Here is a 13,710-nt window from a genome sequence, read left to right on the forward strand (position 1 = left end):
TAAGATGCCCAAGATGCGGCAGCGTGTATAAAAAACCAAAGAAATTTATACTCGCGGTCTACACTTGCCTGCTTGTGTTTTTTATGCTAGCGTTTGCCTTTATCCCCGATAAAATGGGGATTTTGGCATCCACAGGCAGCGGGATAGGCGCATATATTATGTTTTTATGGATCGTAGATACTTTGAACTTCGATCTTTTGGACGCCGTGATACTGGTGGCGGGATTTTTGATTTTCGGCGGATTATATGAGGCATGGGGCGAGCCGCTAATCGCGGGGCTCATAGCCATTTTATTTTGCGTAGGCGCAGCGGCGATTTTCGTAAAATTTTTCCCTTACGAGAGGCAAAAAATCAATGAAAACTAAGAAATTTCTCGCTACCATAAAGCGCTTGATTAAATTTTAAAAAGTTAAAACTCCAAAGGAAAAAGATGGATTTAAATATCGTTTACGGCGTGATTTTTGCGGTATTCGGCACCTGCGTGGGTTCGTTTTGCAACGTCCTGATCTACCGCTTGCCGCGCGGACAGAGCGTAAATTTCCCCGCATCGCACTGCCCCAAATGCTCTCACGCTTTAAAATTTTACCACAACATTCCGCTGCTTTCGTGGCTCTTTTTGGGCGGCAAATGCGCCTTTTGTAAAACCAAAATTTCGATCCGCTACCCGATCGTCGAGCTTTTAGGCGGCGCGCTTGCGCTTGCAGCGTATTTCGGCGAGCCCGATCTTGCAAAAGCCGCGGTGCTCGGGCTTTGCTTCATCTTGCTTATGGCGCTTTCGGCGATCGATTTTGAGTACAAAGCCGTACCGGAGAGCCTTCTTTACGTAGTTACGGCGCTTTCGCTTGCTTATACGCTGATGTATGATTTTGATCTTAGCGGCGTTGGCGCGGCGGCGGGATACGCGGCGATATTTTTCGTGCTGCGCCTAATCGTCACCTTCGTGCTAAAGCGCGAAGCGATGGGCAGCGCGGATATTTTTATCGCGGGCGTTATGGGAGCGATTTTGGGCTGGAAGCTGGGCGGCATCTCGATCTACATCGGCGCGATTTTGACGCTGCCCGCGTATCTCATCGCGAACAAAAAAGGCTACGAGCTACCGTTCGTGCCGTTTTTATCGATGGGGCTGCTTCTTACTTTTATTTTTAGAGATCAAATTTTAAGGCTCTTGGACGTCATTTATGGATAGGGTGCAGCGCTATTTATTTAGCAATTTCGTAAGCTCGTTCGCGTCGCTTTTTAGCACGCTTTTTATCATAATGTCGATCGTATTTTTCCTTCAGATCGCGCGCATTACGTCGTTTATCGAGATAAATTTTTCAGAGCTAGTCAAGCTCTATCTTTTCATGCTGCCGCGCATCCTCATATTTACGGTGCCGATCGCGTTTTTCGTAGCGCTTAGTATCTCGCTTTTTAGGCTCTCTAAAGAGAACGAAACTATCGTAATATTTACCATCGGCTACGCCACGCGCAAGATCGCGCTATTTTTCGGCATAAGCGCCGCGCTGTGTTCCTTGGCGCTACTTTTCGTATCGCTTTTTATGATGCCGATAGCCGAAAATTTAAAGGACAATTTCATCGATTACAAAAAGATCAGCGCGACGCTAAATATCAAATCCAACGAATTCGGGCAGAAATTTTCTGACTGGCTCGTTTTTATCGATTCGCAGGAAAACAACGGCACAAGCACGCTGTATAAGGATCTCGTGCTGTATAATCCAGGCAACTCGCAGGATCACGAGCGGATGATCGTAGCGCGTAGCGGCGAGTTTAAAAACGAAAACGCGAGCTTTTCGGCGATGCTGCACGACGGCAAAATTTACACGATGGGCAGCGATCAGTGGCACGTAAGCGAGTTTGAAAGCCTAACCCTGCGCACGCAAAGCGACCGCAATATCCGCGGCGGAGGCGACGTGATCGGATACTGGAGCGATATGGGCGGCAGCGAGAAGCGCAGGAAAGAATTTAGCATCTACACCCTCGTCTCGCTCTTTCCGCTAGCGAGCTTTCTGTTTGCGCTAAGCCTCGGTATCGTGACCTATCGCTACGAAAAGGGCTTCGTTTACGCGGGGATCTTCGGCGTGCTTTTTAGCTACTTCGCGATGATCATGTTGCTCTCTAAATACCCAAGCATCGCGCTTCCGGTGACATTCGGCGTTACGCTTATCGGCTCGCTGCTTTACTACAGGATCAAAATTGCCCCGAGGTACTGAAAAAAGCTCCGAGCTTTGCGGCGGCGAAATTTTAAACGAAAGCTCGTCTGCTCGAAATTTAGCGGATAAAATTTCGGCGAGCAAGGCTAGCGCGTCTAAAATTTTGCGTAGCGTAAATTTAAAATGCAAAGCACAAAACGGCGAGCAAGCTTTGATCTTAAACGACGGGTTTTCAAATTTTAAAAATTCCGCCATCGCGAGCTCGGCGAGCGATATGGCTACCCATGCTGCGCCCGATTGCGGTTTGAATCACGAAGGCGTCAGGCGGAATTCGGACGCCGTTCGCGCCAAAAAGACTACGCGCGCGGCAAATTTAAATTCCGCCCGTAAAAATTCCGCCGCTTCCGATATTTGCGCGATAAGCGCAGAGGAAATTTACATGACCGTGCACGCAGCCGCCCGCACCATAAACTCTCTCAAAACAGATACCGCCTGCAAAGCGGGCATTTCCGCAAACACCCTCGCAAGCGCGTCCGAACTCAAAAATATTCCCAAGAGCGCGCCCGCAAGCGACTTCGTAGCGAGCGAGCTTGCGCACATCGGCAAAATAAGCACTCTGCCAAATACTCCTGCAGATGCGTGCACCTTCGCAGCGAGCGTAAACTCCGAGCGCGTGAAGCTCAAGCTCGTCTATTCCTATGACGGCTCGAAATTTAGCGGCTCGCAGTCTCAGCCTCACGGGCGCGGCGTCGAGGACGTGCTACGCGCGGCTTTGGGGCGCGTGGGTATCTTTGCGCCGCTGATAAGCAGCTCGCGCACAGATAAAGGGGTGCACGCGCTGCGCCAGGTAAGCTGCGTCGAATGCACCGTGCACTGGGAGCTGCCGCGTCTAAAAGAGCTCATAAACCGCCACTGCGCACCCTATATTTTTGTGCAACACATCAGCCCGGTGCCGCGCGATTTTCATCCGCGTTACGATGCTGTGGCGCGCTGCTATCGCTACGTTTTAAACCACGGACGTCCAAGCCCCTTTCTTAGCGATTTTTGCGTGTTTTATCCGCGCGTGGATCTTGCCGCGCTCAATGCTGCGCTTGCAAATTTTGTCGGCGAGCACGATTTTAGCGAGTTTATGAAAAGCGGCAGCGACATAAAAAGCCCGGTACGAGAGCTCTACGTCGCGCGCGCCTACTCTTTTAGAAATTTAACCTTGATAAATTTTAAAGCCAACGGATTTTTGCGAGCGCAGGTGCGGCTGATGGTCGCAAACGCGCTAAAATCCGTGCAGAGCGGGCGCAAGATCAGCTTCTCGCGAGCTCTTAGCAGAATCCCCTTTCCGCCGAACGGGCTGTATCTTAGCGGCGTGAGTTATTAAGACTTGAAATTTATAGCGTTAAATTTTATCCACGGGCGTTTGGATTTCAAGCTTAGAATTTTATCGCGGTAAAATTCTGCATATGAGAGTAGATCGCCACCCTACTTTGATATTAAATCACCTGTGCCGCGATGTGTAAAATCGTAAATTTGCGCGAAATTCGATCTGTTTTTATTAGAATTTTATAGAAATTTAGCAATACTTTCAAACTTTTAACTCAAAAAGGAGCAAAGATGAAAAAATTTTCTGTTGCTTTGGCCGGTTTGGCCTTACTAGCTAGCGTTTCAGGCGCTAAGGAGTTCATCAATATCGGCACCGGCGGTATGACCGGCACCTATTATCCGGTAGGCGGCGCGATTTGCCGCTTGGTAAATATGGATAAAAATATGAAATGCTCCGTGCAATCGACGGGCGGCTCGACGTATAACGTCAATAACGTGCTGAAAAAGGAGCTAAATTTCGGCTTCGTTCAAAGCGATGTCGTCTATGATAAATACAACGGTACGGGCAAATTTCAAGGCGCGGCGGATAAAAATTTACGCTCCGTAATCTCGATCTATCCGGAGCTTTTGGCTTTCGTAGTTTCTAAAGAGAGCGGCATCAAAGCCTACGGCGACGCTGCGGGTAAAAAGATCAATATCGGAAACCCGGGCAGCGGCAATGAGCTAACCAGCACTATAGTTTTTGAAAACTACGACTTCGATCTTAAAAAGCTCGCCCAGCACGGTGTCTTAACCGCGCAAGAATGCCCTATGGCGCTAAAAGATAAGAAGATCGACGGATACTTCTACGTCGTAGGACATCCGACTGCAAATATCACCGATGCGGCGACCTCGCTTCCTATCGACTTAGTCGGCATCGACGATGAGCACATCAAAAAAATTCTTGAAAAATATCCATATTTCGCTAAAGGCGTGATCCCTGCGAAGATGTATGACGGAGTAGATCACGACACGCAGACTATCGGCGTAAAGGCTGTGCTCGTAACCGACGCTAGCCAAAGCGACGAGGCGGTTAGGGCGGTAGTTAAAGCGATACTTGATAATTTCGACGAGTATAAAAAGCTACACCCTGCGCTAAATTTAGTGAGCAAAGAATCTCTTTTAGAGGGGCTTAGCGCGCCGCTTCATCCTGCGGCAGAGGCGGTGTATAAAGAAGCCGGGTTGTTGAAATAGGCTAGTTGATGGAGAAATCTACACAAAAAGATGAGCAGGTTTTAGAGGTAAAGAGTAGAGAATTTACCTCTAAAAAGCTCTTCTGGCTCGTGACGCTGGTCTGCTTCTCGTGGTCGGTCTTTCAGCTTTATATCGCGTATTTCCCGATGAATACGAATATCGCGCGCTCGATCCACTTAGCGTTCGCCGTTTTTATAATTTTTTCGCTTTTTCCATTTCGCCCGCGCTCTAAGGCGCATTTTTATATCCCGTTTTACGATTATATTTTATTAATCGTCGGAGTCGCCGCAATCTTGTATCCTGCGATAGAATTTAACGGGCTAGCGCAGCGCCCGGGAAATTATCTAACCAGAGATATTGTAGCAGCCTTTATAGGTATTTTTATCCTTTTTGAGGCGGGTCGTCGTATGATGGGGCCCGCGCTTGGCATTATCGCTTTTACCTTTCTTCTGTATTGCTACTTCGGTCCTTATATGCCCGATATCATCTCGCATCGCGGCGCAAGCTTTGAACTGCTTGCAGGGCATATGTTTTTAACGACAGAGGGCGTATTCGGCGTGCCGGTAGGGGTCAGCACCAGCTTCATCTATCTGTTCGTGCTATTCGGCGCGCTTTTGGAGCGAGCCGGAGCGGGGCAGTATTTTATAAACGTAGCGTTTGCGATTTTAGGTCGCTTTCGCGGAGGACCCGCCAAGGCTAGCGTAATCGCTAGCGGACTAACTGGCATGGTAAGCGGTAGTTCGACCGCAAACGTCGTGACGGTGGGTACCTTTACGATCCCTCTAATGAAAAAAGCGGGGCTTACCGCCACTAAAGCGGGCGCTATCGAGGTCGCAGCAGGCGTAAACGGGCAGCTTATGCCGCCTATCATGGGCGCTGCGGCGTTTATCATCGCGGAATTTTTAGGTATGAGCTACACCAACGTAATGGTCGCGGCGGTGATTCCCGCTTTCGTCTGCTATGCGGGGCTATTTTTTATCGTGCATCTGGAAAGCTGTAAGCTGGGGCTTCATGGTAGCCGCGATTACGCAAAGGCATCGAAGCTGAAGCTGATCCTTAGTGGAATTCATTACATAATACCGATTTTGGTGCTGCTTTATACTCTATTGATTTTGAAAGAAAGCGCGATCTCTGCGGCGTTTAACTCGATCTGCGTGCTGTTTTTAATAATGATCGTGCAGGAGCCCGCTAAGAAAACGATATTCGGCGAAAAAGTTGGCAAGTCCGATTTTATCGTCGGCTTTGTCGATATCTTTTGGGCTATGGTCGGCGCTGCCAAAAACATGGTCACCGTCGCCGTTGCCACCGCGCTAGCGGGCATCATCATCGGTTCGATCTCGCTTACCGGGCTAGGACAGGTTCTTTCGGAGCTCGTGGAGGCGGTCGCTGGAAATAGCATAGTGCTGATACTTCTGATGACTGCGATAATGAGCCTGATTTTGGGCATGGGGCTTCCTACGACGGCGAATTATATCGTCGTTTCGAGCCTTATTGCGCCGGTGATTTTAATACTGGCCGGCAAAAACGGCTTTTTGATCCCTGCGATTGCGGTGCATCTTTTCGTATTTTATTTCGGAATTTTAGCCGATGATACCCCGCCTGTGGGCATCGCCGCATACGCCGCCGCGGGCATTGCTAAAGCAAATCCGGTAATCGTAGGACTTCAGGGCTTCATTTACGATCTACGCACGGCGGTGCTTCCGTTTGCGTTCTTTTTCAACAACAAGCTGCTTTTGATCCAAAGCGTCAGCAACCCGACGGATTCAAAAAGCATCGTTTGGATCGGCGATCCGCTGCAAATCGCGCTGATTTTTGCCACAGCGATCGTGGGTATGTTTGCCTTCAGCTCCTCGCTTCAGGGTTGGTTCGTAACCAAGTGCAACCCGGTAGAGCGCCTGCTATTGCTGCTCGTAACGCCGCTGATGCTGGTGCCTAATATCTGCGCGAAATTTATTGAGTTTGTCCCGAGCGAATACGCAAGCTACGGCATCGGCGCTGCGATCTACGCGCTGATCTTTGCTAAACAGTGGGTTTTAAGACCTAAAGACTCAGATGGTACGCACGCCGAAAATAGCGCGCCTGCGGCGTAAAATCAAATTTGATCCCGCTAAATTTTAAGATAAATTTGCGGGGTCTTATTAAATTTTATCCTCTTGCACCAGGATTTTAAATTTGAATCGACTCTTTGTTCTAAATTTAAATCCGCCTATATAAACTACCCAAAATTTTAAATTGCGCCGAAGCGATTATGCCCCTTAGTAAGATAAATTTATTCATACGAAGCTACTGTGCTAAAAAACATCGCATATTAATCCTATTAGTCTATAATTATCGCAAGCCACAGGATACGCGAAATCAATAGAGCAAAATACGTTTTTGCCTTGCCGCTTGAAATGCCTTCGATGGTTTAAATATACACGTCCACAAAAGCTAAAATGATTCTTAAAGCAGATAAAATCAAAAACTGTGCAAAATTTCTCCAAAATAACTTGATGAGTAAGGATTAGCGTCACAAAATTTTACTTATTTAGAGTGATTCCTTGATTATATGTTATACTTTATTTAAAATAATTTTTATAAAAATATCGATGAAATGGGGAATTATTAGTCAAATTTAATTCTATAAAAATACTTTAATAATTAATATTAAATTTATCCGCTTTGAGTTATAATCCGCGATTAAATTTCAAAATAGAGGAACAAAAATGCAAAAAGATATGTATTTTAAAAAGGCGAAATTTATCGCATTATCTATATGCGCGAGCGTTTCGATTTTATGCGGCGTCGAAGGCTCACACCTAAGCAGTGACGCAAATAGCACGAATCTTGGCGAGATCGTAGTAAGCGCGAGCGGCTTTCGCCAAGATATCAGGCAGGCGCCGGCCTCCATCTCCACCTTGGATAATAAAGAGATATCAAGCGGCAGCTTCACTTCGCTGCACGATATCGCGAATAAAATGCCGGGCGTCAGCGTTATCGCAGGCGACGACGGCCCGGCAAGCGGGATATCCATCAGAGGAATGGAAAGCTCTCAAACCCTTGTGCTTATCGACGGCAAACGCGTAAGTTCCGCGGCGGCGAACCCAAAAGGCGGAGCGGGCGATATGAACTCAAATTTTATCCCGCCCGCAGGAGCGATAGAGCGTATCGAGGTTATTAGAGGACCTATGAGCTCGCTTTACGGAAGCGATGCGGTAGGCGGTGTGATAAATATCATTACGAAAAAGAATTTTTCTAAATTTAGCGGAAGTGCTGCTATATCTACAACTATCCAAGATCACGAGGGTATCGGAGACGGCAAGATGGGCGAAGCCTACGTCAATATTCCCTTCGGGCAGTATGCGGCGCTTCAGCTGTGGGGATATAAGAAACTGCGCGACGAGGATGGCTATAAGGGAGGCTATCAGAAGAGTGATAAATCGGATTCTAACGCCAAACTTTGGCTAACGCCGGATGAAAATAATAAATTTTACTTTCAAACCGGAAGGCAAAATCACGATTATTCAAGGACTCTTGGTAAAACCGCCGTTTATCCCAACGCGCGTGGATTAAATCACTATAAATATAAAAGAGAAAATCACGGCGTCGGATATTTGGGTGAGTTTGAGAGCTTAAGTGCTGATATAAGTTATTTTTGGGATAAGACTCGCCGTACGAGCATTTTTGATAGCCTTTCTCCCGCAATCGTAAAAAATAGAAATTTTAATTCCAAATTTACGACTTATCTCGGTATAAATACGCTTACCTTCGGCTATGATTTTAGCAAACAGGATGTGCAAACGACTTTCATCGTTTCAAACGCGAGCAGGCAAAATTTACGCTCTCCGCAGCGATTTTCTATGAACGAGCATGCGGGATTTTTAGAGGACGAGATTGAAATTTTGGAAAATACGCTATTTTTGACGCTCGGCGGCAGACTCACGCACAACGAATACTTCGGCAACCACTTTTCTCCTAGAGCCTACGCGACGTTTAATATAGGCGACACTTGGGCGATCAAAGGCGGCGTTGCGACCGGGTATAAAACTCCCGACGTCAATCAAATTTCGCCTGAAGTAGGCACGATTCAGGGCGGCTGGAGGATTATAGATTTCGGTAACAAGGATTTAAAGCCCGAGAAAAGCACGACCTACGAGATCGGGCTTTATTACGACAATGCAGACGATCTGCGCGGCAATATTACGCTATTTAAAAACGACTTCAAAGATAAAATTTTAGATACCGATGGCAGCAATATCAATAGGATTCCCGCTTACGGAGGCTGCGCCGGCGCACCGAGCGTTAATTGCCCGGGTTGGGGAACGTATTTTAATATAGAAGGAGCCGAGGTTTACGGCGTTGAGCTGAGTGGCGATTACGATATTACTAAGAGGCTAAATTTCAAGGCGAACTACACCTATAGCCACTCCGAGATCGAAACCGGGGATCCTACGATCTATACGCCAAACGGCGCCGTTAAATTTAGCCAAACCAATCTTAGTAGGCTGGATGGCAAATCCCTGACCGCTACTCCGAAGCATGCCGCACATGCGACGCTTAGCTATAGGCCTATCGCTCCGCTTTCTACCTTTATCGGTCTTAATTACGAAAGCGAGCTTACAAGCGTGCAATTCGGTCCGGGCAATAGGGTTAGCAAAAACGACAAAAAGCTTTTTACTACGGATTTGGGCGCACAATACGATTTAAACGATAATCTGAGCCTAAATTTAACCGCTTACAATATCTTTGATAACGTCCGATACGACGAGGGTCTCGCAGACGACGGCAATTACTATTGGTACCCCGAGGAAGGCAGGAGGTTTTGGTTTAAGGTAAACGCTAAATGGTAAGCCTAAAAAACTTCCTTGTGATATTCGACGCACTCTTTTTAGTATGCTTATTCGCTTGCGATCTGAGGGCAAAACCGCCGCAAAAGATTGAGCAGGCAAGTGGAGTTGCGCGCGAAATGTTTAACGTGAGCGATTTTATTCTAAAAAGCAAGAGCGGCGAAAAATATAAAATTTTTATAGCTCGCCAAAAAAATGTCGCTCGCTACGATAGGGTAGTTTTTATGGTTGATGCGAACGCGCAAGTTGCTATGCTTTTAAACTCTTATGCGCAAATTTATGCGAATGGCGCAAAGCAAAACGCAAAAGCGGTGCCGAAATTAAGCAAAACCGTCCTTATAGTAGGCATCGGATACGACAGCCCGCTAGCGTATGATATTAAGCGTCGCACGAGAGATTTAACGCCCGCGGCGAGCGGCGAAGAATATGCAAACGGCGGCGGCGCGGCAGAATTTTACGATTTCGTAAAAGATGAACTATTTCCGCTCGTGGAGAAAAAATACTCTACGGCAAAAAGCGATAAAATTTACTTCGGACATTCTTTTGGCGGGCTATTCGGGATTTATGCTTTGCTGCGCGACGATGGGATTTTCGACGAGTTTTTTATCGCCTCGCCTTCGTTGTGGTGGGGTGAATCACAGCTGATCAGAGATGCCCTAGACGAGGGAAAGCTTAGATCAAATTTAAAAGCGAAATTCATAATGCTCGTTGCCGGCTCGCGTGAAATACGTAAAGGAAAAACCGATAAAGCGGGAATTTTAAAAGTAGCCGATCTAGCTGAAATTTTAAAAGCACGGGGGTTTTCTTGCGAGTTTAGGCTCTACGAAGGCGCTTCGCACGGCGAAGTAATCCCATTGGCTTTGCGAGATTTAGCGCTATTTACGCAAAGATAATCTTCTATTTAGCCGATAAAGCCTTAATCTAAACCCGGCTCGTTTATATTTGCAAGCGTAGGACCGAGCGGCGCGGGCTCGCTGATCGCGCCGAAACGCGTCGCCGGATTTAAGAAATTAAATTTTAAAGCCCTTTTGGCTAGTATCGCACAAATTTAAAGGATGGAAAATGCAAAGTTTCAAATGGCAAATTTCAAAGCGGCTCAAGCAGGCGATGCGCGAGCGAGATATCGATAATCTCACGCTCGTGCGCCGCACGGACGAGCTGTATTCGCGCGCACACCCGGGCCACGACGAGGATATGCGAGCCGAAGTTTACACCGTCTTGGACGAATACGCGCCCAACGTCGATATCGAAATTTTCGATCTAGTCTGCAAGGTGCTAAGCGTTAAAATCGAGCTAGGCTAAGCTTTGCGCGGGATTTGCCTGCGCTTTTTGCTCGGGTGGCGGCGCTAAATCGGTTTTTGAAATTTTATTTAATTTGGCTTTGCACTGCGACGCTGATCGCACTACGAGCCGCGGCCGCTCCCAGCCTTTAAAATACGCAGCGCATGGCATTCGCGCCGCACTTGTCATTTGCTACACGTGGATTTCGAGCCAGCTAAAACGAGCCGTCGCTCATACGACCGCGCCCGCCGCAAAATTTGCTAGCGGCGTGTCTTACGCGGTATTAAATTTTAACGGCATCGTAAAATTTAGTAGCGACAGCATCCATATCCGCGAGACGCGGATCGTGAAATTTAAACTCGAGCGGCGCGGACTTCGTAATTTAAGCACTCGCTTGCCCGTTCTTTAAAATTAAGCGCGCTTATTTAGCCACCAAAATTTAACTCAAATTTAAACGCTCTCTCGCAGGAATTTTAAAATTTACCGCACGATTGCATCAGCTCACACAGCTTCCACACGACTCGTACTACCCAATGTGCGCCTGGCTACTCCACGCGATGTGTTTTTGCGCCGTGAAGTTGGGAGCAGAGTTCGGCGTAGAATTGTGTATAAAATTTCATTCACGCAGCTGGCTCGCAGATAGCTTAATCGGCGGCTCCAAATTTTAAATTCCAATCAAAATTCACTCAAGCGGCGACAAATTAGCGATTAAAATTTGAAATTTTAGAAGTGAAATCCCGCGCTCCTGCTTGCGATCAAAATTTTAAATTTTGCCGCAAAATTTCGCCCAAACCTAGCAAGATTAATATCTATTTTAACTGCAAAGTGCTAAATTTAGCGCTAAATTTTAATCCGAGGTAAGCTTTGAACTACTTAATCCAATTTAGCGTGATTTTAGGAATATCTTTTGTTGCGGAGATTTTGGCGGCGCTCGTGCCTGTGCCGATCCCCGCTAGCATCTACGGACTAGTCATTATGCTTTTAGCCCTGATCTTTAAACTCATCAAAGTATCGCAGATCAGAGAAACCGTGTCGTTTTTTATGCAGATTATGCCAGTGATCTTCATCCCGGCGGGCGCTGCGATCATCATCGCAGGCGACGCGCTACGCCAGCATCTTTTCGCAATCATCGCGATTACGGCGGTCTCTACGGTAGTAGTCATCGGTGCAAGTGGCGCAGTAACGCAGATCTTTTATAAAATCGCCCTCGCCCGCGTTAAGCGCAGGCTCTACGCAGCCGCGCACGAACAAGACGGCGCAAATACAAAGGGCGTGGATGCAAAGCTGGAGCGCGAAATTTTATCCGGAGACGACAAAAAATGAGAGAAATTTTAATGAACTCCGCTTTTTTCGGCGTGTTTTTGTGCCTGGGCTCGTTTGAGCTGGGGCTTTATCTAAAAAAGCGCTTTAAGTTAACGATTTTCAATCCGCTTCTAATCGGTATCGTGCTTACCGTCTGCGTGCTTTTACTCTTTAAAATTCCATACGAAAAATTTAACGCCAGCGCCTCACACATTAGCTTTTTCTTAACGCCGATTACCGTCTGTCTAGCCGTGCCGCTATACGAGCAGCTGGCGCTTTTGCGAAGTAATTTTTTAGCTATTTTTGCAGGACTGATTTCGGGTATGATCGCAGGACTAGGCAGCATCTACGCGATGTCGGTGATATTTGGGCTAAATCACACAATGTATGTCACGCTACTACCGAAATCCGTCACAGCGCCGATCGGTATGGGTATCAGCGAAAGCTTAGGCGGTATCGTGACACTAACGGTGGCCTGCATCATCGCTACGGGCATCATCGGTAGCGTATTTGGCGAGGCGCTACTTAAAATTTTTGGCATCAAAAAGGCGATGGCAAAAGGTATCGCCCTAGGCTGCGCGAGCCATGCGATGGGAACGGCGCGCGCTCTTGAGATCGGTGACGTAGAGGGCGCGATGGCGTCTTTAGCAATGGCAGTTACGGGACTTCTTACCGTCATCGGTGCCGGTATTTTTGCACATTTCATCTAAGGAGAAAATATGATAATCTCGATCGCTAGACAAACGGGCGCAGGCGGGCGCGAAACCGCGCGCAAACTAGCCGAGCGCTTAGGCTACACCTATCTAGCCAAGGCGGATCTGCTCCGCAAAGCAGACGAGCTTGGTTGCTTCGAGCAGATGTATGAGTTCTACAACGAAATGCCCGTAAATACGCTACTTCAGGCAATATCGCACAACGAGCTAGCCAATGAGCAAAAGCGCGATCGCATCGTAGCAATCTACGAGAAGATCGTCTCGGGCGGCAACGTTATAGTGCTTGGGCGCTGCGCCGGGTTTTTCTTGCGCGGACATCCGGATCTGCTGACGGTATTTTTGCGCGCGAGCGATGAGTTTAAGCTTGCCAGATTAGAAAAAGAGGGTCATGCCGACGCGCGCGAGTATATGGAAAACAGCGACGCGGGCAGGATGAGCTTTCATCAATACTACACCAACCAAGTCTGGGGCGCGTCCGCAAACTACAATATCTGCATCGACACATCGTATTGCGGCATCGATAATGCGGTAAATATCATCGAGTATCTAGTCAAACATCACATTGAAAAGTGATTTGCGCCTAAGAGCACAAAAGTGGAATTTATCTTTTCGAAGATGAATTCCGCTTTATCTCGCAAACCCGCCCTATTTCTATCGTAATTTAAAATTTACATCCCTTTCAGCTTGAATTCCATTTGTAAATAACGCATTTTAGGTGTATTAAAGCCTCGAATTCAATGCGGCACTAAATTTAAATCACGCTTACTCACCGAAAATCAGTAAAATTTAGCTAAAATTTGATGAAATTTAAATCCAAATTTAAGGAGATAAGATGCAAAGCAAAGCCCATCTATGCCCAAAATGCGGCGAAAACACGATATATTTCGACGG

12 protein-coding genes are annotated in these 13,710 nt (G+C 47.2%); all 12 read left to right on the forward strand.

All coding sequences use genetic code 11. From position 1 onward, the window contains the following. Nucleotides 1-365, forward strand: a 365-nt coding sequence (locus Q0614_RS04125; RefSeq protein ID WP_298786739.1) for a hypothetical protein, incomplete at its 5' end; no start/stop codon positions are given. Between the two features lie 65 nt (nucleotides 366-430). Next, complete coding sequence (locus Q0614_RS04130) at nucleotides 431-1,186, forward strand: A24 family peptidase (RefSeq protein WP_298786741.1); 756 nt, start codon at nucleotides 431-433, stop codon at nucleotides 1,184-1,186. Continuing rightward, nucleotides 1,179-2,210: an LptF/LptG family permease gene (locus Q0614_RS04135; RefSeq protein ID WP_298786743.1), complete on the forward strand. Its 1,032-nt coding sequence runs from the start codon at nucleotides 1,179-1,181 to the stop codon at nucleotides 2,208-2,210. Before Q0614_RS04130 ends, Q0614_RS04135 begins: the two co-directional genes overlap by 8 nt. Before the next feature lie 613 nt (nucleotides 2,211-2,823). Next, nucleotides 2,824-3,522, forward strand: a complete 699-nt coding sequence (truA, locus tag Q0614_RS12540; RefSeq protein WP_366125040.1) for a tRNA pseudouridine(38-40) synthase TruA — start codon at nucleotides 2,824-2,826, stop codon at nucleotides 3,520-3,522. Nucleotides 3,523-3,755: 233 nt separating this feature from the next. Next, on the forward strand, nucleotides 3,756-4,697 hold the full coding sequence (locus tag Q0614_RS04145; RefSeq protein ID WP_005873238.1) for a TAXI family TRAP transporter solute-binding subunit: 942 nt from the start codon (nucleotides 3,756-3,758) through the stop codon (nucleotides 4,695-4,697). An 8-nt stretch (nucleotides 4,698-4,705) separates the two neighbouring features. Then, complete coding sequence (locus Q0614_RS04150; RefSeq protein ID WP_298786747.1) at nucleotides 4,706-6,787, forward strand: TRAP transporter permease; 2,082 nt, start codon at nucleotides 4,706-4,708, stop codon at nucleotides 6,785-6,787. A 615-nt stretch (nucleotides 6,788-7,402) separates the two neighbouring features. Continuing rightward, nucleotides 7,403-9,526 (forward strand): TonB-dependent receptor, encoded by a 2,124-nt coding sequence (locus Q0614_RS04155; RefSeq protein ID WP_298786750.1) that lies wholly within the window; start codon nucleotides 7,403-7,405, stop codon nucleotides 9,524-9,526. Continuing rightward, nucleotides 9,520-10,416, forward strand: coding sequence for an alpha/beta hydrolase-fold protein (locus Q0614_RS04160; protein ID WP_298786752.1), 897 nt, complete (start codon nucleotides 9,520-9,522; stop codon nucleotides 10,414-10,416). Before Q0614_RS04155 ends, Q0614_RS04160 begins: the two co-directional genes overlap by 7 nt. A 169-nt stretch (nucleotides 10,417-10,585) precedes the next feature. Continuing rightward, nucleotides 10,586-10,825, forward strand: a complete 240-nt coding sequence (locus tag Q0614_RS04165; protein ID WP_298786754.1) for a hypothetical protein — start codon at nucleotides 10,586-10,588, stop codon at nucleotides 10,823-10,825. Between the two features lie 843 nt (nucleotides 10,826-11,668). Next, nucleotides 11,669-12,127 carry a CidA/LrgA family protein gene (locus tag Q0614_RS04170; RefSeq protein WP_297961891.1) on the forward strand — a complete coding sequence of 153 codons (459 nt, stop codon included), beginning with the start codon at nucleotides 11,669-11,671 and terminating at the stop codon, nucleotides 12,125-12,127. After that, complete coding sequence (locus Q0614_RS04175; protein ID WP_005873245.1) at nucleotides 12,124-12,816, forward strand: LrgB family protein; 693 nt, start codon at nucleotides 12,124-12,126, stop codon at nucleotides 12,814-12,816. The genes Q0614_RS04170 and Q0614_RS04175 overlap by 4 nt, the downstream gene beginning before the upstream one ends. A gap of 9 nt (nucleotides 12,817-12,825) precedes the next feature. Then, nucleotides 12,826-13,392: a cytidylate kinase-like family protein gene (locus tag Q0614_RS04180; protein WP_298786758.1), complete on the forward strand. Its 567-nt coding sequence runs from the start codon at nucleotides 12,826-12,828 to the stop codon at nucleotides 13,390-13,392. Nucleotides 13,393-13,710 lie beyond the last annotated feature (318 nt).

Source organism: uncultured Campylobacter sp. (assembly GCF_937997595.1).
Taxonomy (GTDB): Bacteria; Campylobacterota; Campylobacteria; order Campylobacterales; family Campylobacteraceae; genus Campylobacter_B.

Bases quoted from the DNA above. Each gene is read 5' to 3' on its own strand.
- Q0614_RS04160 (WP_298786752.1), top strand. From the start codon at position 9,520: ATGGTAAGCCTAAAAAACTTCCTTGTGATATTCGACGCACTCTTTTTA.
- Q0614_RS04130 (WP_298786741.1), top strand. From the start codon at position 431: ATGGATTTAAATATCGTTTACGGCGTGATTTTTGCGGTATTCGGCACC.
- Q0614_RS04145 (WP_005873238.1), top strand. From the start codon at position 3,756: ATGAAAAAATTTTCTGTTGCTTTGGCCGGTTTGGCCTTACTAGCTAGC.
- Q0614_RS04175 (WP_005873245.1), top strand. From the start codon at position 12,124: ATGAGAGAAATTTTAATGAACTCCGCTTTTTTCGGCGTGTTTTTGTGC.
- Q0614_RS04135 (WP_298786743.1), top strand. From the start codon at position 1,179: ATGGATAGGGTGCAGCGCTATTTATTTAGCAATTTCGTAAGCTCGTTC.
- Q0614_RS04150 (WP_298786747.1), top strand. From the start codon at position 4,706: ATGGAGAAATCTACACAAAAAGATGAGCAGGTTTTAGAGGTAAAGAGT.
- Q0614_RS04165 (WP_298786754.1), top strand. From the start codon at position 10,586: ATGCAAAGTTTCAAATGGCAAATTTCAAAGCGGCTCAAGCAGGCGATG.
- Q0614_RS04180 (WP_298786758.1), top strand. From the start codon at position 12,826: ATGATAATCTCGATCGCTAGACAAACGGGCGCAGGCGGGCGCGAAACC.
- Q0614_RS04155 (WP_298786750.1), top strand. From the start codon at position 7,403: ATGCAAAAAGATATGTATTTTAAAAAGGCGAAATTTATCGCATTATCT.